Here is a 20,245-nt window from a genome sequence, read left to right as displayed (position 1 = left end):
TGACCGAGCCTTGCTTGACCTTGTCGCCCACGGCGACCTTGAGTTCCTTGACCACGCCTGCGTGGCTCGACGGGATCTCCATCGAGGCCTTGTCCGATTCCACCGTAATCAGCGACTGCTCCGCCTTGACGGTGTCGCCGGGCTTCACGAGCAGCTCGATCACGCCGACTTCGTCGAAGTCGCCGATGTCCGGGACTTGAATGTTGACCAATGCCATTGTTGTCTCCGGTTCGATTTAGGCGTAGAGCGGGTTGACCTTGTCGGCCTGGATGTTGTACTTGGCGATGGCTTCGGCCACCTTGGCGGCAGGCACCTTGCCTTCTTCGGACAGCGCCTTGAGGGCCGCCACGACGATGTAGTGGCGGTTGATTTCGAAGTGCTCACGCAGCTTGCTGCGGAAGTCGCTGCGGCCGAAGCCGTCGGTGCCGAGCACCTTGTAGGTGCGGCCGGCGGGGATGAACGAGCGGATCTGGTCCGCGTAGTTCTTCATGTAGTCGGTGGAGGCGACCACGGGGCCCGTGGTCTTGCCCAGTTGCTCGGCCACGAAGGAGACGCGAGGCGTTTCCGTCGGGTGCAGGAGGTTCCAGCGCTCCACGTCCTGGCCGTCGCGGGCCAGTTCGTTGAAGCTTGGGCAGCTCCAGATGCTGGCGGCCACGCCCCAGTCCTTTTCGAGCAGCTCCTGGGCGAAGAAGGATTCGCGCAGGATGGTGCCGCTGCCCAGCAGTTGCACCGTGGGTGCATCAGCAGCCAGGGCAGGCGCCTGCTTGCAGATGTACATGCCCTTCAGGATCTGCTCTTCCGTGCCGGGCTGCAGGCCGGGCATGGCGTAGTTCTCGTTGAGCAGGGTCAGGTAGTAGAAGACGTTTTCCTGGCGCTCGACCATGCGCTTGAGGCCATGGTGCATGATCACGCCGACTTCGTGGGCGAAGGTGGGGTCGTAGCTCACGCAGTTGGGGATGGTGCCGGCCAGGATGTGGCTGTGGCCGTCTTCGTGCTGCAGGCCTTCGCCGTTGAGCGTGGTGCGGCCCGAGGTGCCGCCCAGCAGGAAGCCGCGGGCCTGCATATCGCCCGCGGCCCAGGCCAGGTCGCCGATGCGCTGGAAGCCGAACATCGAGTAGTACACGTAGAACGGGATCATGATCCGGTTGTTCGTGCTGTAGCTGGTGGCGGCAGCGATCCAGCTGGCCATGCCGCCGGCTTCGTTGATGCCTTCCTGCAGGATCTGGCCGGCCTTGTCTTCCTTGTAGTACATCACCTGGTCGCGGTCGACCGGGGTGTACAGCTGGCCCTTGGGGTTGTAGATGCCGATCTGGCGGAACAGGCCTTCCATGCCGAAGGTACGGGCCTCGTCCACCAGGATGGGCACGACGCGCGGGCCGAGGGCCTGGTCACGCAGCAGTTGCGTGAGGAAGCGCACGTAGGCCTGGGTGGTGGAGATCTCGCGGCCTTCGGCCGTGGGCTCCAGCACCGCCTTGAAGGTCTCCAGCGCGGGCACGGTGAAGCTCTCTTCGGCCTTGGGCAGGCGCTTGGGCAGGTAGCCGCCCAGGGCCTTGCGGCGCTCGTGCAGGTACTGCATCTCGGGCGTGTCCTCGGCTGGCTTGTAGTACGGGATGTCGGCCAGCTGGCTGTCCGGGATCGGGATGTTGAAGCGGTCGCGGATGTACTTGATATCCTCGTCCGAGAGCTTCTTGGTCTGGTGCACCGTGTTCTTGCCTTCACCGGCCTTGCCCATGCCGTAGCCCTTGACCGTCTTGACCAGCAGCACGGTGGGCTGGTTCTTGTGCTCGTTGGCGGCGTGGAAGGCGGCATACACCTTGGCGGGCTCGTGGCCGCCGCGGCGCAGCTCGAAGATCTCTTCGTCGCTCATGTGCTCGACGAGCTTGAGCGTCTCGGGGTAGCGGCCGAAGAAGTTCTTGCGCACGAAAGCACCGTCGTTGGCCTTCATGGCCTGGTAGTCGCCGTCCAGCGTCTCCATCATCAGCTGCTTGAGCTTGCCGGTCTTGTCGCGCGCCAGCAGGGTGTCCCAGCCATTGCCCCACAGGAGCTTGATGACGTTCCACCCGCTGCCGCGGAACTCGCTTTCCAGCTCCTGCACGATCTTGCCGTTGCCGCGCACCGGGCCGTCCAGGCGCTGCAGGTTGCAGTTGATCACGAAGACCAGGTTGTCGAGGTTTTCGCGCGCGGCAAGGCCGATGGCGCCCAGCGACTCGGGTTCGTCCATCTCGCCGTCGCCGCAGAACACCCAGACCTTGCGGTTTTCGGTGTTGGCGATGCCACGGGCGTGCAGGTACTTGAGGAAGCGTGCCTGGTAGATGGCCATCAGTGGGCCCAGGCCCATGGACACCGTGGGGAACTGCCAGAACTCGGGCATCAGCTTGGGGTGCGGGTAGCTCGACAGGCCCTTGCCATCCACTTCCTGGCGGAAGCTGTCGAGCTGCTCTTCGCTCAGGCGGCCTTCGAGGTAGGCGCGCGCATAGATGCCGGGCGAGCTGTGGCCCTGGATGTACAGCAGGTCGCCGCCGTGGTTCTCGCTGGCCGCATGCCAGAAGTGGTTGAAGCCGGCGCCGAACATGCTGGCCACCGAGGCGAAGGAGCCGATGTGGCCGCCCAGGTCGCCGCCGTCGGCGGGGTTCAGGCGGTTGGCGCGCACGACCATGGCCATGGCGTTCCAGCGCATGTAGGCGCGCAGGCGCTTTTCAATGGCGATGTTGCCGGGGCAATGGGCTTCCTGGTCGGCTTCGATGGTGTTCACATAGGCCGTGTTGGCAGAGAACGGCATGTCGATGCTGCTCTGGCGCGCATGTTCGAGGAGTTGTTCAAGCAGGAAGTGGGCGCGCTCCGGGCCCTCCTTGTCGATCACGGCGGACAGCGCGTCCATCCATTCGCGGGTTTCCTGCTGATCGACGTCGGTACCGAGGCCGAACGCGGCCTGAGGATCGGGCTGAGCTGACATGCTTTGTCTCCTGTAGGTGTGGCAGCAATTTAGATGACTGTCCCTAGTTTCTCACAACTTTTTGCCAATTTCAAATGGTGCCCATCAATATCGCATTATGAGATTTTGCTGCAAGTGCACAAGAACGGGCGTTCGCAAAACGTCCACTCCTTGCCCGCGAGCCCGCAGCCAACGGATCGTGGACAGGTTTCCCCGGGCTGTCCGTAACCAGGTGTGCACCTCCTCTACACTTGAGGGGACATGCAAGCCACCGATCCCGCGCCCTCCCCTACGGTCTCGCCCATCGCGGCCCCTGCGCGCTGGTGGCGCAAGTGGTGGCGCAGCCTCTCGCCCACCCGGCAGGACCGGTTTGCCGCGCTGGCCCCATTGGCAGCGGTGCTGATGTTCCTGGCGGCCATCGTGGCGGCCTTCTGGTACCTGCGCGCCGAAGAGGCCGAGCGCGAGCAGGAAGCCCTGCGCCGCGATGTGGAATACGCCCAGCAGCGGGTGCGCCTGCGCCTGCTGGAACGGCAGGAGCAGCTGATGCGCATAGCGCGCGACCTGTCCAACCAGGAGCTGGAGCGATCCGAGTTCGTGAGCCGGGCCGAGACGCTGATCAGCCAGTACCCCGAATTGCAGGCCATCACCTGGATCGACGAACGCCGCCGCATCCGCGCCAGCCACGCCGCGCCCACCCTGGCCAGCAGCGAACTGCGCATCGCCGGCGAGGTGCTCAAGGCCGGCGACACGGCCGACACCTACGGCCTGGCGCGCGACCTGCAGCAGCCCGTGTATGCCCAGCCGGCCGCCACGGCGGGCGACATCACCCCCTTGCTGCAGCTGCAGGTGCCGCTGAACAACCAGGGCAAGTTCAGCGGCGTGGTGCTGGGCGAATACTCCATTGACAGCCTGCTGCGCTACGGCACGCCCACCGAGGTGCTGGCGCGCTACGCTGTGACCTTGCTCGACAGCAAGAACCAGGTGCTGGCGGGCACCCCGCTGGGCCCGCGCAACCCGGCCACGCAGTTCCTGCCCTGGAGCCCGCGCGCCAATGAATACGAGGTGCCCGTCTCCCCCGTAGGCAACGGGCTGGTGCTGCGCGCCCAGGCCTACCGCACCTCGTTGGGGGTGGTGGGCAGCGGCCTGTTCTGGCTGGTGGGTACCCTTTCCGCCATGACGGCCTGGATGCTGATCGCCACCTGGCGCCACACGCGCCGGCGCATGCAGGCCCAGCAGGCCCTGGTGGCCGAGACCAACTTCCGCCGCGCGATGGAGAACTCCATCCTCACCGGCATGCGCGCGCTGGACATGGAGGGCCGCATCACCTACGTGAACGCCGCCTTCTGCCAGATGACGGGCTGGAGCGAGGCCGAGCTGGTGGGCCTGAAGGCGCCCTTCCCCTACTGGCCCGACTCGGACCATGAGGCCCTGCACGCCAAGCTGCGCGATGAACTCAGCGGCAAGACCATCGTCGGCGGCTTTCAGGTGCGGGTTCGGCGCAAGAGCGGCACGCTGTTCGACGCGCGCCTGTACGTTTCACCGCTGATCGACGCGCACGGACACCAGACCGGCTGGATGACGTCGATGACCGACATCACCGAGCCCAACCGGGTGCGCGAGCAGCTCTCGGCCTCGCACGAGCGCTTCACCATCGTGCTCGAATCGCTCGACGCCTCGGTCTCCGTGGCGCCGTTGGGCAGCGAGGAGCTGCTGTTCGCCAACAAGCTGTACCGCCAGTGGTTCGGCTCGCAGACCGGCGGCCACCTGCAGCTGGTGGCCCAGGCCGGCGTGGTGCCGGTGGCGGGCAGCACCAGCTCGGGCGTGGACGACGAAGACGGCCTGATGGGCCTGCCCACCGACACGCTGACCAGCGCGCGCACCGAAAACGCCGAGATCTTCCTGCCCGATCTGGGCAAGTGGCTGGAGGTGCGCTCGCGCTACCTGAACTGGGTGGACGGCCGCTTGGCGCAGATGGTGATCGCCACCGACATCACGCCGCGCCGCCAGGCCGAGGAACAGGCCTCGCGCCAGGCCGAGCGCGCCCAGTCGGTGAGCCGGCTGATCACCATGGGCGAGATGGCATCCAGCGTGGCGCACGAGCTGAACCAGCCGCTCACGGCCATCAACAACTACTGCAGCGGCATGGTCTCGCGCATCCAGAGCGGGCAGTTGACGGAAGAAGCCCTGCTCACCGCCCTGCAGAAGACGGCCCACCAGGCCCAGCGCGCAGGGCAGATCATCCAGCGCATCCGCTCCTTCGTGAAGAAGAGCGAGCCCAACCGGGCGCTGGCCGATGTGCATTCCATGGTGACCGAGGCCGTGGAGCTGGCCGACATCGAGCTGCGCCGCCACCATGTGCGGCTCACGCTGTACATCGCCGCGCGCCTGCCGCCCGTGATGGCCGATACCATCCTGATCGAGCAGGTGCTGGTGAACCTGATGAAAAATGGCGCCGAGGCCATCCAGCAGGCCAACCGCCCCACAGCCGGCCGCAGCGTGGAGCTTCGCGTGGTCCCCAAGACCATCGAAGACCGCGACGTGGTCGAGTTCTCGGTGCTGGACACCGGCAAGGGCCTGGCGCCCGAGGTGCTGGAGCGGCTGTTCGAAGCCTTCTTCTCCACCAAGCAGGAAGGCATGGGCATGGGCCTCAATCTGTGCCGCAGCATCGTCGAGTCGCACCAGGGCCGGATGCATGCAGAGAACATCTACAATGGTTCAGACGTCACGGGCTGCAGGTTCTCCTTCTGGTTGCCGCTCGCCAAGCCTGCCGATGACACTACAAATTCTGTAGCAAACGCACATACTCCAAGGACAATTGCATGAGCTTGATTCCGAAAAAAGGCACCGTATACGTCGTGGACGATGACGAAGCGGTCCGAGACTCCCTGCAATGGCTGCTGGAAGGCAAGGACTACCGGGTGCGCTGCTTTGATTCGGCCGAGACCTTTCTGTCGCGCTACGACCCGCGCGAAGTGGCCTGCCTGATCGTGGACATCCGCATGGGCGGCATGACCGGCCTGGAGCTGCAGGACCGCCTGATCGAGCGCAAGTCCCCGCTGCCCATCGTGTTCATCACCGGCCACGGCGACGTGCCCATGGCCGTGAACACCATGAAGAAGGGCGCGCTCGACTTCATCCAGAAGCCTTTTGACGAGGAAGAGCTGGTCGGCCTGGTCGAGCGCATGCTGGACCACGCCCGCGAGGCCTTTGCCGGCTACCAGCAGGCCGCCAGCCGCGACGCCCTGCTCTCCAAGCTCACCAGCCGCGAGGCCCCGGTGCTCGAACGCATCGTCGCCGGCCGCCTGAACAAGCAGATCGCCGACGACCTCGGGATCAGCATCAAGACAGTGGAGGCGCACCGCGCCAACATCATGGAAAAGCTCAATGCCAACACCGTGGCCGATCTGCTCAAGATCGCCCTGGGCCAAAATGCCCCCAAGGGCTGAGCCCATACATAGCCAAGTTCCCCACCAGGGCGCCACCCGGCGCCCTTTTCGATCCGAATTCCAGCCATGACAGCCCAACTCATCGACGGCACCGCCCTCTCCCGCCAACTGCGCAGCGAAGTCGCCCAGCGCGCCGCCGCCCTCACCGCGCGCGGCCACCAGCCTGGCCTGGCGGTGATCCTGGTGGGCGAAGACCCGGCCTCGGCCGTCTATGTGCGCAACAAGGTCAAGGCCTGCGAGGACAGCGGCGTGCGCTCGGTCTTCGAGAAGTACGAAGCCACCCTGAGCGAGGCCGAGCTGCTGGCCCGCATCGCCGCGCTGAACGCCGACCCGACCGTGCACGGCATCCTGGTGCAGATGCCCCTGCCCAAGCACATCGACCCGCACAAGGTGATCGAGGCGATTTCCACCGCCAAGGACGTGGACGGCTATTCCGTGCTGTCGGCCGGCGAGCTGATGGCCGGGCTGGAGGGCTTTCGCCCCTGCACCCCGTACGGCAGCATGAAGCTGATTGAATCCACCGGCCAGTCGCTCAAGGGCAAGCATGCCGTGGTCATCGGGCGCAGCAACACCGTGGGCAAGCCCATGGCCCTGCTGCTGCTGCAGGCCAATGCCACCGTGACCGTGACGCACAGCGGCACGCCCGACCTGGGCTACCACACGCGCCAGGCCGACGTGGTGGTGGCCGCCGTGGGCCGCGCCAACACACTCACGGCCGACATGGTCAAGCCCGGCGCCATCGTGATCGACGTGGGCATCAACCGCAACGCCGAAGGCAAGCTCTGCGGCGACGTGGACTTCGAGGGCGTCAAGGAAGTGGCCGGCTGGATCACCCCCGTCCCTGGCGGGGTCGGCCCGCTGACCATTACCATGCTGCTGGTGAACACCATCGAGGCGGCCGAACGCACGGCCGCCCGGTAAAAGATCCTTGAACCTACGCCCCGAGGCGCCATCTACACCGCATGAGCAACGCCCTTCTCGAATTTTCCGGCCTTCCCCAGTTTGACCGCATCACGCCCGAGGACGTCGCCCCTGCGGTCGATGTGCTGCTCGAGCGTGCCAATGTGGCGCTGGAGACGGTGACCGCCCCCGACTTTCCCGCCCGCTGGGATGCCATCGCCCAGGTACTGGACGTGGCCACCGAACAGCTGGGCACGGCCTGGGGCGCGGTGAGCCACCTCAACAGCGTGGCAGACACCCCCGAGCTGCGCGCCGCCTACAACGCCGCCCTGCCCCGCGTGACCGAGTTCTGGACCCGCCTGGGCGCCGACGAGCGCCTGTACGCCAAGTACAAGGCCATCGATCCGGCCACCCTGACCAGCGAGCAGCGCCAGGCGCACAAGAATGCGGTGCGCAACTTCGTGCTCAGCGGCGCGGAGCTGACCGGAACGGCCAAGGACCGCTTTGCCGAAATCCAGGAGCGCCAGGCCGAGTTGAGCCAGAAGTTCAGCGAGAACGCGCTCGATGCGACGGACGCTTTTGCCTATTACGCCAGTGATGCCGAGGTCGCCGGCATTCCTTCGGATGTGCTGCAGGCCGCGCGCGACGCTGCCCAGGCCGAGGGCAAGGACGGCTACAAGCTCACGCTCAAGATGCCGTGCTACCTGCCGGTGATGCAGTTCGCCGACCGGAGCGCGCTGCGCGAGACGATCTACCGCGCCTATGTGACCCGGGCTTCCGACCAGGCCGAGGGCGATGCCCGCAAGTACGACAACACTGCATTGATCAGCGAAATCCTCGCGCTGCGCAAGGAAGAAGCGCAGTTGCTGGGCTATGCCAACTTCGGCGAAGTCTCGGTGGTGGCCAAGATGGCCGATTCGCCGGCCGAGGTGGTCAGCTTCCTGCGCGATCTGGCGCACCGCGCCCGCCCCTATGCCGAGAAGGACGTGGCCGACCTGCGTGCCTTCGCATCCGCCAACCTGGGCTTGGCCGATCCAAAGGCCTGGGACTGGCCCTACATCTCCGAGAAGCTCAAGGAGGCCCGCTATGCCTTCAGCGAGCAGGAGGTCAAGCAGTACTTCACGGCACCCAAGGTGCTGGCCGGCCTGTTCAAGATCATCGAGACCTTGTTCGAGGTGGCCATTCGCCGCGACAGTGCCCCCGTGTGGAACCCTGCCGTGGAGTTCTACCGCATCGAGCGTGGCGACACCCTGGTGGGCCAGTTCTACCTGGACCAGCCCGCGCGCACCGGCAAGCGCGGTGGCGCCTGGATGGATGACGTGCGCACCCGCTGGCTGCGCCCCGACACCGGCGTGCTGCAGACCCCGGTGGCGCACCTGGTGTGCAATTTCGCGAGTGGCGTGGATGGCAAGCCGCCACTGCTCACGCACGACGATGTGATCACCCTGTTCCACGAGTTCGGCCACGGCCTGCACCACATGCTGACCCAGGTGAACGAGCGCGATGTCTCGGGCATCGGCGGTGTGGAGTGGGATGCGGTGGAGTTGCCCAGCCAGTTCATGGAGAACTTCTGCTGGGAGTGGGATGTGCTCAAGCACATGACGGCCCACGTGGACACGGGCGAGCCGCTGCCGCGCGCGCTGTTCGACAAGATGATCGCCGCCAAGAACTTCCAGAGCGGCATGCAGACGCTGCGCCAGATCGAGTTCTCGCTCTTTGACATGCTGCTGCACACCGAGCACGACCCTGCCCAGGACATCATGCCCCTGCTGGCGCAGGTACGCGCCGAAGTGGCCGTGCTGCAGCCGCCGGCCTTCAGCCGCACGGCGCACACATTCAGTCACATCTTCGCGGGCGGTTATGCTGCGGGCTATTACAGCTACAAATGGGCCGAGGTGCTGAGCGCCGACGCCTATGCGGCTTTTGAAGAGACCGTGGGCAGCGACGGCCAGCCCAGCGCCGAGACCGGCCGCCGCTACCGCGAAGCCATCCTGGAGGCGGGTGGCAGCCGGCCGGCGATGGAGTCGTTCAAGGCCTTCCGGGGCCGCGAGCCGCGCCTGGATGCGCTGATGCGCCACCAGGGCATGGCCGGGCCGGCCGCGGCCTGAGTTTCCCCACCATAACCGGATTCCGAGGAGAAAGACGATGCGCAAGAACCTGCTGTCCCTGCCGATGCTGGCCCCCATGCTGGTCCTGCTGGCCTGTAGTGCAGCGCAGGCGCAAACGGTGTACCGCATCGTCGGACCCGACGGCAAGGTCACCTTCTCGGACCGGGCGCCCGACAATGCCGCCAAGGCCACGACCAGCACCACCAACCCGGCAACGGGTGCCGTGGGCGGCACTACCGGCCTGCCGCTGGAGCTGTCGCGCATCGCCCAGCGCTTTCCCGTCACGCTGTACACCGGTAGCGACTGCTCGCCCTGTGCCAGTGCACGCAGCCTGCTGGTGAACCGGGGTGTGCCCTTCACGGAGCGTACCGTGACCACCAACGAGGATCTTGACGCGCTGCGCAAACTCAGCGGAGACACCTCGTTGCCTTACGGCACCATCGGAGCCCAGCGCATGGCCGGCTTTTCTGACACAGAGTGGACGCAGTACCTGGATGCGGCGGGCTACCCCAAGGCGTCGCAATTGTCGGCCAACTACCGTCGTCCCCCAGCCACGCCACTGGTGGCGGTCGCGGCGCCGGCAGCCCCTGCTGCGGCCCCCGCCTCGAACGCGGCGGCCGCTACGGCTTCGCCACGCGCGCGCCCGGCACCGGCGGCTACCGAAGGCCCGTCGCCCACCAATCCGGCGGGCATCAGGTTCTGAGCCTGCTGGCAGGCATCTGCCTGCCCTGTACCCGCCAAGACAATGGGCCGCTACTGCGGCCCATTGTCATTTTGCTGGCGCAGCCCCTCCAAAAGGGGCTCACGCGGGATCAGTAGCTCAGCGTCTTCACGCCCTGGGCCGTTCCCAGCAGGCAGACCGAGGCCTTCTGGTGCGCGAACACACCCACCGTGACCACGCCGGGCCACTGGTTGACGTCGGACTCGAAGGCCAGCGGCTCGGTGATGGACAGGCCCGTGACATCCAGGATGTGCTGGCCGTTGTCGGTGACCAGCGGCTGGCCGTCCTTCTGGCGAATCGTCGCCTTGCCACCCATGGCCGCAAAGCGGCGGGCGATGTGGGCTGCCGCCATGGGGATCACTTCCACTGGCAGAGGGAACTTGCCCAGCGCGGGCACCAGCTTGGACTCGTCGGCAATGCAGACGAAGCGGCCCGCCAGTGCGGCCACGATCTTCTCGCGCGTGAGTGCGGCGCCGCCGCCCTTGACCATGTGGCCCTGGCCGTCGATCTCGTCGGCGCCATCGATGTACACGGACAGGGACTCGACCTCGTTGGCGTCGAACACGGGGATGCCCAGCGCTTTCAGGCGCTCGGTACTGGCCACGGAGCTGGACACGGCGCCCTTGATGCGGTCCTTCATGCTGGCCAGTGCGTCGATGAACTTGTTGACGGTGGAGCCCGTGCCCACCCCCACGATCTCGCCAGGCACCACGTATTGCAGGGCAGCCTGGCCTACGAGGGCCTTGAGTTCGTCTTGGGTCAGGGGGGTAGAGGTCGTCATGGGGGAAAATCAGGGGTAATTGCGCAATTATCCCCTGTCATCCCTCCATGTCCCTGATCCCCTACGCCCTCACCCGCCCTTTCCTCTTCGGCCTGGATGCCGAGGCTGCACACGAACTCACCATGGACATGCTGGCGCGCGGGCAGCGCACGCCGCTGCAATGGGCCTGGTGCACCACCCGGGTGGACGACCCCATCGAGCTGGCGGGCCTCAGCTTTCCCAACCGCGTGGGCATGGCCGCCGGGCTGGACAAGAACGCGCGTGTCATTGACGCCCTGGGCGCCATGGGCTTCGGCTTCGTGGAGGTGGGCACCGTGACGCCCAAGGCCCAGCCCGGCAACCCCAAGCCGCGCATGTTCCGCCTGCCCGAAAAGCGCGCCCTGATCAACCGCCTGGGTTTCAACAACGAAGGGCTGGACGCCTTTTTGCGCAACGTGCAGCGATCGCGCTTTCGCGAGCAGGCCCAGGGCCGGGGCCCGCGCATGCTTCTGGGCCTGAACATCGGCAAGAACGCCACAACACCCATCGAGAACGCCACCAGCGACTACCTGACCTGCCTGGACGGCGTCTACCCCCATGCCGACTATGTGACGGTGAACATCAGCTCGCCCAACACCCAGAACCTGCGCGCCCTGCAGAGCGACGAAGCGCTGGACGGGCTGCTGGGTGCGATCGCCGCGCGCCGCGAAGTGCTGGCGCAGCAGGCCGGCAAGCGCACGCCCATCTTCGTGAAGATCGCCCCGGACCTGAGCGAGGAGCAGGTGTCGGTGATCGCCGCCACGCTGCAGCGCCACGGCATGGACGGCGTGATCGCAACCAACACCACGATCAGCCGCGATGCCGTCAAGGGCCTGCGCCATGCCGAGGAGACCGGCGGGCTGAGCGGCGCACCGGTGCTCGAAGCCAGCAACAACGTGATCCGCCAGCTGCGTGCCGCGCTGGGCCGCCAGTTCCCCATCATCGGTGTGGGCGGCGTGATGAGCGCCGACGATGCAGTGAGCAAGATCCGCGCGGGCGCGGACGTGGTGCAGATCTACACCGGGCTGATCTACGAGGGCCCGGCCCTCGTGACCCGTGCGGCACAGGCCATCAAGGGCATGGGCTGACCCGTCCGGCAAGCCCCGGTACGCGGTTAAGATTCCACCAAGTGGTAAAAATTGGCGGTGTTACAGAGCATGCACGCCAAGACCGTGGCATAGTCGCTTGATACCAAATGTGTCATCCGATGGCAATCCATTCCATTTTTGACAATGCACGTGGCCCCCTGGGTGCTGCGGCAATGCTCCGTAGTTCCAACCCATGAATGTTCTTGTCATCGACGATCACTCCCTGTTTCGAGAGGGACTTCGCCTGCTGCTGGCCGAGCTGGGCTTTGCAATCGACACCCAGATCGCAGGCAGTTGCGAAGAAGGGCTCGCCAAACTGCGTGAGCAACCCGCGGACATCGTGCTGCTGGACTGGCACATGGAAGGCCTCTCGGGTGCCGAGGCCATGGTGGCCATCCGCGAACTGGTGCCCCAGGCGCGCCAGATCGTGCTGTCGGGCGAGAAGAGCGCGGCGCTGGTGCGCACCGCCATCGACAACGGCGCGGTCGGCTTCATCGCCAAGGACTCCGAGCCGGAAACACTGCTGCTCGCCCTGAACACCATTGCCTCGGGCGGCATCTACCTGCCCGCCACCCTGCTCTCCGGCCCCGGCAGGACGGCCGGCCCCGCACCGGACAACCATCTGCCCAGCGACCTGACCCAGGCCTTCCCCGAGCTGACGCAGCGCCAGGGCGATGTGCTGGCAGCCATCCTGCGCGGCCTGCCCAACAAGGTGATTGCGCGCGAGCTCAACATCAGCGACCAGACGGTGAAATCGCATCTGAGCGTCATCTTTCGCCAGCTCAACGTCCAAAGCCGCACCGAGGCGGTGTACGTCTGCGCACGGCAGGGCGTGCGCATCGCCTGACACTTTGAACAGGTTCTTAGTGGGCCGAGGCTCGGGCCTCGCGTTCAGGCACCTGCTCACCGAGATCGGCCAGCCACTTGATCAGCAACGAGGGCAGCACCGGCTTTTGCCACATCGCGATATTGCCCAGGCGCTCGACCTCGTGGAGATTGATGCCGGGGTCGCCCGTGATGATGGCCACGGGCAGCGCAGGCCAGCGGGATCGCAGGCGCTGCGCCACCTGCAGGCCGGTGGCGTCTCCTGCGAGCCGGTAGTCGGCAATCAGCGCATGCGGGGCTGCGGTGGCTGCTTCGATGGCGGCATCCGGGGGCATGCCCTCCCACTGCGTGACCTTGCAGCCCCATGACTCGAGTGCCTGGGTGGTCGCCATCCGGACCAGGGCATGGTCCTCGACCAGCCATACATCCACGGCCATGGTCAGCACGGGCTCGGCTGGCGCCGACAGGGCGCCGACGCCCGTGCTTTCGAAAATCGGCGCCTGGGGCAAGGTGAGGGTGAAGGTGGTGCCCTGGCCCGGGTTGGAATGCATGCCCATTTCCAGCCCGAGCAAGGTTGCCAGGCGGCGCACGATGGCCAGGCCCAGGCCACTGCCCTGCCCGGGATCGCGCGAGGGATTTCCGACCTGGAAATACTCCTCGAAAACCCGGGCCTGCGCCTCATGGGCAATGCCGATGCCGGTGTCGCGCACCTGCAGCTCCACCACGCTTTCCCGCGCGAACACGCTGACCATGACGCCGCCATCGTTGGTGTACTTCACCGCGTTGTCCACCAGGTTGCGCAGGATGCGCTCCAGCAGGAAGGCGTCGCTGAGCACCCAGGCCTGCGCATCCCCCTCGACCTCGATGGTCACCCCCTTGGCGGCGCACCGCGGCTCGAACTCGCGCGCGAGATCGCGCACCATGGCGGCGATGTTCAGCGCCTGCATCTGCGGCACGATACTGCCGGTTTCGAGCTTGGACAGATCGAGCAGCCCCGAGAACAGCTTGTCCAGCGAGCCTGCCGCATCGCGGATATGGGCGATCAACTGCGCGGTCTGAGGTGTCTCGTGGCGGTGCAGCAGGGACGAAAACACCAGCAGGGCGTGCAGGGGCTGGCGCAGGTCATGGCTGGCCGCAGCCAGGAAGCGCGACTTGGCGGCATTCGCCTCTTCGGCCACCTGCTTTTCCTCTCCCAGCCGGCGCATCAGGTCCGCGTTCTCGAAGCGGATCTGCAGCGAATCGCGGAATGCCTGCGCCGTCTGCCGTGACGAGGCCGCGACCACCCGGCCCACACCAAACAAGGCCAGCGCCAGGTGCAGGCCGTTGGTGCCGCCCTGGGTCAGCCAGAACACCGCCGCGAAGGCGAGGTTGATCCACGCCCCGGCGATGAAGGTCGACGGATGGGTGGACGCATTCACCAGCGCGCCGCCCAGGTAGATGAGCTGCAGCACCGTGGCAAAGGTCGCGATGCCCCCGCTGGTGCCATAGCCGATCCACCAGACGGTGGTCCCCATCAAAGCCTGGTTGGCCACGGTGATCCACCAATGATCGGTCTGCTGCTGGGACAGCGCGGCCGCGTCTGCCGAGTCGAGCACGGCCAGCGCACGCGCACTGAGGACCGAATTGATCTGGGCCATCAGCACCACGGGAACCATCCACGCCAGCACGCGCCAGGCAGGCGTGGAAAAACCGAAGCAGATCGCCGCCACGATGGCCGCCACCACCACCATGGTGCGCGCGCTGACCGACTGCTGTGCCCGCAGCCGCAGCGACTCGCGCGCCATTGCTACATCCAATGGGTGATTGGCATCAACGGGAAATGGCGGTAGAAAATGCATGTAAACAATTGTTACTCAAAAACCAATGCCCACGGAAAGGCCCTATGGCGACCCATTCTCGCTGGTCCGAGTCGATCGAGACGATGCTGCAGGTCAACCCAAACCCCAGCTGCGATGTGCTGATTGTGGGGTCTGGCTATGGAGGAAGCTTCGCCGCGCGGGAACTGGCCGGTCCGGGCGTGGAGACCTGGGTGATCGAGAGGGGCAGGGAGTATGCGCTCGGGGAATTTCCCGAAGACATCGGCCACCTACCCGGCCACCTGCGGCTGCAGCGCGGCGCCAGCGGAAAAGCCCTGGGGAACGCGCAGGCGCTGCTCAATGTCCAGAATTTCGATGCAGTGGCCGTGCTCACGGGCAGCGGCCTGGGAGGTGGCTCCCTGATCAACGCCGGCGTGGCGTTCAAGCCCGCGCCAGACACCTTCGACCAGGACTGGTGGCCGCGTGTATACCAAAGCGGTGGTGAGCGGCGCGAAGCCCTGGTGCATGCCCTGGACGAAGTCGTCTCGGCGCTGGAGGCGGCGCCCCTTGCGGGGGCGCCAGGCCTCCCCAAATTCCAGGCCCTTTCGCGGCTTGCGGGCGGGCTGCAGGCGCAGGCGGCCCAGCCGGTCGACCTCACCATCTCGAACACGCAGAGAACCAATGCACACGGGGTGGAGATGCAGGCCTGTGTGCACTGCGGCAACTGCTTCACCGGCTGCAATGTCGGTGCCAAGGGCTCCCTGGCCACCAACCTCATTCCGGCTGCGCACGCGCGCGGTGCGCGCTTCTTCGTCGGCGGCACCGCCCTGCGTGTGGAGCCGCTGGAGACCCCCGCACGCAGCGCGAACGGACGCGAGCTGCGCTGGCGCGTGCATTTCCGGTGCTCGGCGGGCAGCCGCAACACCTCGCCCATCGAATTTTGCATCGACGCGCACACCGTCATCGCCAGCGCAGGCAGCCTGGGCAGCACCGAGCTCTTGCTGCGGTCCTTCCAGCTGCCGCGCTCCGAGGCGCTCGGCTCGTCTTTTTCCACCAACGGCGACGTGATTGCGATGGGCTGGCGCCAGCGCCAGGCCGTCCATGCCGTCTCGGCCCCCGAAGCCGGCGACACCAGCCCCAGCCGGGATATCGGCCCGACCATCTCGGGAACGCTGCGCGTGCCCCTGGAGGTGGATGGCGTGCAGCAGGAAATCCTGGTGCAGGACGGCGCCATTCCCTCCGCGCTTGCCCAGGCCACCAGCACGCTGGGCCACACGCTGGCGACCCTGCACCGCTATGTGCGCGACGTGGATGCGCGCTTCCCCGGCACCGACGACCCCCTGGCCCTGCCACCGGACGCGGCACGCCACGCGCAATTGCTGCTGGCCATGGGCCAGGACGCATCGAACGGGAAGATCCTGCTGCGCACCCCGTCGGGCACAACAGACCCTGCGGACCCGGATGCCCTGGAGCTGGACGTGCGCTGGTCCCCCGACAGCGGCGCCGCAACGGCCGGCAGTGCCAGCTACTACCAGGCCGTGCACCGCGCATTCAACCAGGCGCATGCGGCCGGCGGCTTCGATGGCGGCGACTACCTTCCCAACCCCCTGTGGCATCCGGCCCCCGATGGCTTTGCGGAGATCATCTCCGGTGGCCAGCAGGAAAAATCGATCACCGTGCACCCGCTCGGCGGCTGCCCCATGGGCGACGACGGAAGCCGGGGGGTGGTCGACTGGCGCGGTGCCGTGTTCAAGGGCGCAGGAAGCGAGGTGCACGCGGGCCTTCACGTGCTGGACGGAGCCATCGTTCCGCACGCCCTGGGCGTCAATCCCTTCGTCACGATCTCCGCCCTGTCCCTGCTCGCGGCGCGGGACATCGCCCGCGAGCTGGCGCAGACGGGCCAGCGCAGCGCCGCGCCCGCTCAAGCCACGCCAGGCCCCGCACCGCAAGTGGCGCAACTCCAGCCCCGCGTGGCCGAAGCGGCGCCCGCCGGCCCCGGGAGTGCCATGGTCTTTCGCATCCACGAGCACCTGCTGGGCGGCTCGGACAAGGACCACCTGCCCGACTGGGCCCGGCAGCTCCTGTCCGCGCACGACCCGGCGCTGAGCGCCGAGGCCGCCACGCAGCCGCGCGCCCTGATCGCGGCTGTGGAGGTGGCGGTCGACCTGCACCAGTGGCTGGCCGAGCCATCGCGCCCATGGGCTGCCTCCCTGGCGATCTACGCCAATGCCATCCCGGGCTGGCCATCGATCCACTCCGATGCCTTGAAGGGCGAGCCCTTGCTGCGCGGCTCCGGGCAGGTGTCCCTGCTTGCGCTCGAGCGGGCCGGCGTCCTGCGCAGGGGCTGGCGCTGGCTGCTCGCTGTCGCCACCTACCTCAAGCGCAGGCCCGGCGGAATGTCCCAGTACTTCACTTCCGGCTGGTTCCGCAAGCTTCTCGGCTTCTCCCGCGCGGGATGGCTGCACACGAACTACCGCACGCTCGACTACCACTTCACCCTGCAGCCCCAGGGCGCTGCTGCGGACAAGGCGATGGAGATCGTCGCCCGGGGCAGCAAGCTGCTGGCCTACCGCAACGGCGCGCGCCCCCTCTGGGAAGCGCTCACGATGCTGGACTTCGAGCTGCGCAGCAAGGACGACAGCGCACCCTGGAAGATTGCGCTGCGCGTTGATCTCGCGGACCTCGTGAGCCGGCTGCGGCTGCAGATCCGCGAGACGGCGAACACGCCGGCCTCCATCGTCGGACTGGCATCGTTCGCCTCCCTGTGGCTGCGCGCGGTGATGCAGACGCATTTCTGGTCCCTGCGGGGCTTGGACTACGCCAAGTACACGCGCCCAGCCCTGCCCCCCCACCCCGCATTGAAGACGGCACAGGGCATCGACGTACAGCCGCAGGCCGAGGTGCTGAAGACGGCACGCCGCAGCGGCGACCAGGAACAGATCGAGCTGCAGCTCACGGTCTACCGCCACCCCGAGAGCGTGGGGCACGTCCTCTTCATCCACGGGCTGGCCCACGGCAGCGGCGTGTATGCAACGGACACCGTCGATACCAACCTGGCAGGCCACTTCGTGCACGCGGGCTATACCGTCTGGTTGCTGGACAACCGCATGTCCAACCGCCTGGGCTATGCGCGCGATGCGCACACCATGGACGATATCGCGCACAACGACATCCCGGCAGCCATCGACCGCGTGCATGCCCAGGCGGGGGGCCAGCCCATCGACGTGTTCGCGCACTGCGTGGGTGCGGGCGCCTTCGCCATGGCAACGCTGCAGGCGCGCTTTGACACCGCCAAGGTGCGCGCGGCCATCATCCATGCGGTGCACCCCTGGGTGGTGCCCTCCGTGTCCAACCGCTTCTCGGGCGCACTGGCCGCGCTCTACCGCAACCTGCTGACGGGCAACGAACGCATCGACCCCCTGCTGCCTGCCAAGCCAGGCCCTGCCGACGAACTGCTGGACCGGTTTGCGGCCACCCTGGCCTGGACGGATGAAGAGCGAAGCCTGCACGAAGCGCACCGCGACTCGCCCGGCGCAGGCTGCGCCATATGCAACCGGATGACTGCCTTCTATGGGCGCGAATGGATGCATGCCAACCTGGACCCGCGCACGCACGAGCGGCTCGGCGAACTGGTCGGCGTGGCCGGCGTCGAGGTGTTCCGCCAGCTGTACTTCATCGTGCTGCGCGAGCGGCTGACCAACCGCGAGGGCGAGAACGCCTACCTGCTCGAAGACAACTTCCTCGCGAACTGGCACTTCCCCACGCTGTTCGTGCACGGGCTTGAAAACAAGGTGTTCGACCCGCGCGGCGCGGCACGCACCTGGAACCGGCTGCGACGGGTCTTCGCACAGAGTCCCGACCGGGTGGTGCGCACCTTCATCCGCAAGGGCTATGGGCACATGGACTTCCTGTTCGGCAAGAATGCCCACCAGGACATCTATCCGCACCTCACCCGCTTTCTCGACCAGCCGGCCGCATTCGAGGACATCGCCGATGGCTGCCACATCGACCCCGACCTGCCACGCCCGGTGGGCCAGTCCAGCGACACCGATCTGGCCGACCGGGACTTCATCGCACCCATCCGGCCCCTGACCGGCCCCATGCTGCAAGCGGAGTGGTACCTGCAAGGAGAAAAGCGCCGGCGCCGGCTGGTGATCTGGGTGGAGCAGTATTTCGACACGACCAGCACGCCGATGGCACCGGAGGTCCGCATCGGCGGGGTGCTGTGCGATAGCGCCCAGGTGACGGCGTTTCCCGGCGTGGTGGCGCAGACCATTCCCCCGGCCCTGCCCCCCACCGGACAGGGCTACTACTGGACCTGCGTGCTGGAGGAAAGCGAGAAGCTGCCGTTCCAGGACCTGCCCCCGATCAGCCTGACGCTGCGCTGCCTTCCCCAGGGGTCCGGTACCGCCAGGGCGGTGGCGCCCGATGGTGCCGTTCAGAGCCCTGCAACGAGCGAATCGCTGCCAGTCATTCTCGACCTGGCTGCGCTGCCCTGGTGGCAGCGCTGGACCAGCGACGCCCACACGCGCCCCGCGGTGAGTTTTCTCGCCAGTTCCTGCCGCTGGCCGGGCATGGCGTTCGAGCGCCGTGCGATCGACGCGCTGGCCGGCGACATGGAGCAGCACATCGACGATGCCACGTCACCCGCTCAGGCCCTGCTGCTGCTGGGCGACCAGATCTATGCCGATGCCATGGCCAATATCGCGGAGACCACGGAACGCGATGAGCGCGGTGCACAGCGCTACCGCGAGAGCTGGGGCGGCGCCGCCACACGCCAGCTGTTTTCACGCCTTCCCGTCTGGCTGGTGGTGGACGACCATGAGTTCGACGACAACCTGGACGGGGCGGACAACGCCACGGCAGACTCCTTGCGCGGACAGCGCTTCTTCAACGGTTTCCTGGCGGCCGCGGCCTACCAGTCTCGCTTTCACCGCAAGGACCTGCCCAGCCTGTCCCTCACCCCCAAGGGATGGACCGTGGAGCGCGGCCTGTGGCACGAGTTCGACGTCGGTGGCATCCCCGCCTTCGCCGCCGATACGCGCACGGAGCGCAGCGCCCGCACGCTGCGCAACTGGAGGGATGCCCACATCGTGGGCGAGCGCCAGATGGAGGCCATCGAACGCTGGCTGCTGGCCCACCCCAAAGGCCCCAAGCTGCTGTGCAGCGGCAGCGTTTTCGCCCTGCCGGAGAAGCGTTTCGTGGCCGAACCCGCCACCTGCCTGGCCGCGGACAACTGGCTCGGCTACCCGGCCAGCTGGCGCAGGCTGGTGCGCTTCATTGTGCAGAATGAAATCGAGGGCCTCATCTTCGTGGCCGGTGATTACCACCTGAGCGCACTGGTCGAGTTGGAACTCACCAGCCAGGGCAAGTCCGCGACGGCGCTCAACCTCGTGTGTTCGGCGTGGAATGCCAGCCTGCCCTTCGCCAACGCCCAGCCGTCGGACTTCACCTTCGACCAGCCGGTGCATGCACCGGGCAGCGACGCCGATGCAGCCATGGTGTCCACCGCGCGTTTCGCCTCGGATGCCCCGCGGCAGTTTTCCAAGATCACGATCACCGAGGAGCCCGGGGCTGGCAGCACCGCCAGGGTGGCCATGGACGTCTACGGGCCCGGCAACATCCTCACC

General features: G+C 66.8%; 12 protein-coding genes. 8 read left to right on the top strand and 4 right to left on the bottom strand.

Features of this window, described 5'->3' with window-relative positions; all coding sequences use genetic code 11:
• Positions 1–217 (bottom strand): biotin/lipoyl-containing protein (locus ACK59X_RS07760; protein ID WP_409956312.1); only part of this gene is annotated, 217 nt, incomplete at its 3' end.
• Positions 218–235: 18 nt separating this feature from the next.
• On the bottom strand, positions 236–2,953 hold the full coding sequence (gene aceE / locus ACK59X_RS07755; protein WP_409956311.1) for a pyruvate dehydrogenase (acetyl-transferring), homodimeric type: 2,718 nt from the start codon (positions 2,951–2,953) through the stop codon (positions 236–238).
• Positions 2,954–3,193: 240 nt separating this feature from the next.
• Here aceE and ACK59X_RS07750 point away from each other — a divergent pair, with 240 nt between their 5' ends.
• The 5 genes from ACK59X_RS07750 (at position 3,194) to ACK59X_RS07730 (ending at position 10,089) form a co-directional block, all read left to right on the top strand.
• Complete coding sequence (locus ACK59X_RS07750; RefSeq protein WP_409956310.1) at positions 3,194–5,755, top strand: PAS domain S-box protein; 2,562 nt, start codon at positions 3,194–3,196, stop codon at positions 5,753–5,755.
• The gene (locus ACK59X_RS07745) at positions 5,752–6,378 is read left to right on the top strand and encodes a response regulator transcription factor (protein ID WP_409956309.1); all 627 of its coding nucleotides are present in this window, start codon (positions 5,752–5,754) and stop codon (positions 6,376–6,378) included. The genes ACK59X_RS07750 and ACK59X_RS07745 overlap by 4 nt, the downstream gene beginning before the upstream one ends.
• A 66-nt stretch (positions 6,379–6,444) precedes the next feature.
• Positions 6,445–7,299, top strand: coding sequence for a bifunctional methylenetetrahydrofolate dehydrogenase/methenyltetrahydrofolate cyclohydrolase FolD (gene folD / locus ACK59X_RS07740; protein WP_409956308.1), 855 nt, complete (start codon positions 6,445–6,447; stop codon positions 7,297–7,299).
• A 41-nt stretch (positions 7,300–7,340) separates the two neighbouring features.
• The gene (locus ACK59X_RS07735; protein WP_409956307.1) at positions 7,341–9,386 is read left to right on the top strand and encodes a M3 family metallopeptidase; all 2,046 of its coding nucleotides are present in this window, start codon (positions 7,341–7,343) and stop codon (positions 9,384–9,386) included.
• Positions 9,387–9,423: 37 nt separating this feature from the next.
• Complete coding sequence (locus ACK59X_RS07730) at positions 9,424–10,089, top strand: DUF4124 domain-containing protein (RefSeq protein WP_409956306.1); 666 nt, start codon at positions 9,424–9,426, stop codon at positions 10,087–10,089.
• Between the two features lie 109 nt (positions 10,090–10,198).
• Here ACK59X_RS07730 and rpiA read toward each other — a convergent pair whose 3' ends face one another.
• Complete coding sequence (gene rpiA, locus ACK59X_RS07725) at positions 10,199–10,888, bottom strand: ribose-5-phosphate isomerase RpiA (RefSeq protein ID WP_409956305.1); 690 nt, start codon at positions 10,886–10,888, stop codon at positions 10,199–10,201.
• 47 nt (positions 10,889–10,935) lie between these two features.
• Between rpiA and ACK59X_RS07720 the strand changes: the two genes are divergently transcribed.
• Both ACK59X_RS07720 and ACK59X_RS07715 read left to right on the top strand, forming a co-directional pair.
• A complete protein-coding gene (locus ACK59X_RS07720) occupies positions 10,936–11,994 on the top strand; it encodes a quinone-dependent dihydroorotate dehydrogenase (RefSeq protein WP_409956304.1) in 1,059 nt (352 codons plus the stop codon).
• Positions 11,995–12,187: 193 nt separating this feature from the next.
• Positions 12,188–12,841: a response regulator gene (locus tag ACK59X_RS07715; RefSeq protein ID WP_409956303.1), complete on the top strand. Its 654-nt coding sequence runs from the start codon at positions 12,188–12,190 to the stop codon at positions 12,839–12,841.
• Positions 12,842–12,857: 16 nt separating this feature from the next.
• On the opposite strand, the gene ACK59X_RS07710 is transcribed toward ACK59X_RS07715, so the two are convergent.
• The gene (locus ACK59X_RS07710) at positions 12,858–14,603 is read right to left on the bottom strand and encodes a hybrid sensor histidine kinase/response regulator (protein ID WP_409956302.1); all 1,746 of its coding nucleotides are present in this window, start codon (positions 14,601–14,603) and stop codon (positions 12,858–12,860) included.
• Positions 14,604–14,701: 98 nt separating this feature from the next.
• On the opposite strand from ACK59X_RS07710, the gene ACK59X_RS07705 reads away from it, so the two are divergent.
• On the top strand, positions 14,702–20,245 hold a 5,544-nt coding region (locus ACK59X_RS07705), incomplete at its 3' end, for an alkaline phosphatase D family protein (RefSeq protein ID WP_409956301.1).

The organism is Acidovorax sp., from assembly GCF_046339755.1.
Lineage (GTDB): Bacteria > Pseudomonadota > Gammaproteobacteria > Burkholderiales > Burkholderiaceae_C > Acidovorax.
This window is presented reverse-complemented; position numbering and strand designations above follow the sequence as displayed.

What these genes read in the sequence shown, in the direction of transcription:
- rpiA (WP_409956305.1), bottom strand. Translation starts at nt 10,888, where the DNA reads ATGACGACCTCTACCCCCCTGACCCAAGACGAACTCAAGGCCCTCGTA.
- aceE (WP_409956311.1), bottom strand. Translation starts at nt 2,953, where the DNA reads ATGTCAGCTCAGCCCGATCCTCAGGCCGCGTTCGGCCTCGGTACCGAC.
- ACK59X_RS07735 (WP_409956307.1), top strand. Translation starts at nt 7,341, where the DNA reads ATGAGCAACGCCCTTCTCGAATTTTCCGGCCTTCCCCAGTTTGACCGC.
- ACK59X_RS07720 (WP_409956304.1), top strand. Translation starts at nt 10,936, where the DNA reads ATGTCCCTGATCCCCTACGCCCTCACCCGCCCTTTCCTCTTCGGCCTG.
- ACK59X_RS07750 (WP_409956310.1), top strand. Translation starts at nt 3,194, where the DNA reads ATGCAAGCCACCGATCCCGCGCCCTCCCCTACGGTCTCGCCCATCGCG.
- ACK59X_RS07710 (WP_409956302.1), bottom strand. Translation starts at nt 14,603, where the DNA reads ATGGCGCGCGAGTCGCTGCGGCTGCGGGCACAGCAGTCGGTCAGCGCG.
- folD (WP_409956308.1), top strand. Translation starts at nt 6,445, where the DNA reads ATGACAGCCCAACTCATCGACGGCACCGCCCTCTCCCGCCAACTGCGC.
- ACK59X_RS07730 (WP_409956306.1), top strand. Translation starts at nt 9,424, where the DNA reads ATGCGCAAGAACCTGCTGTCCCTGCCGATGCTGGCCCCCATGCTGGTC.
- ACK59X_RS07715 (WP_409956303.1), top strand. Translation starts at nt 12,188, where the DNA reads ATGAATGTTCTTGTCATCGACGATCACTCCCTGTTTCGAGAGGGACTT.
- ACK59X_RS07745 (WP_409956309.1), top strand. Translation starts at nt 5,752, where the DNA reads ATGAGCTTGATTCCGAAAAAAGGCACCGTATACGTCGTGGACGATGAC.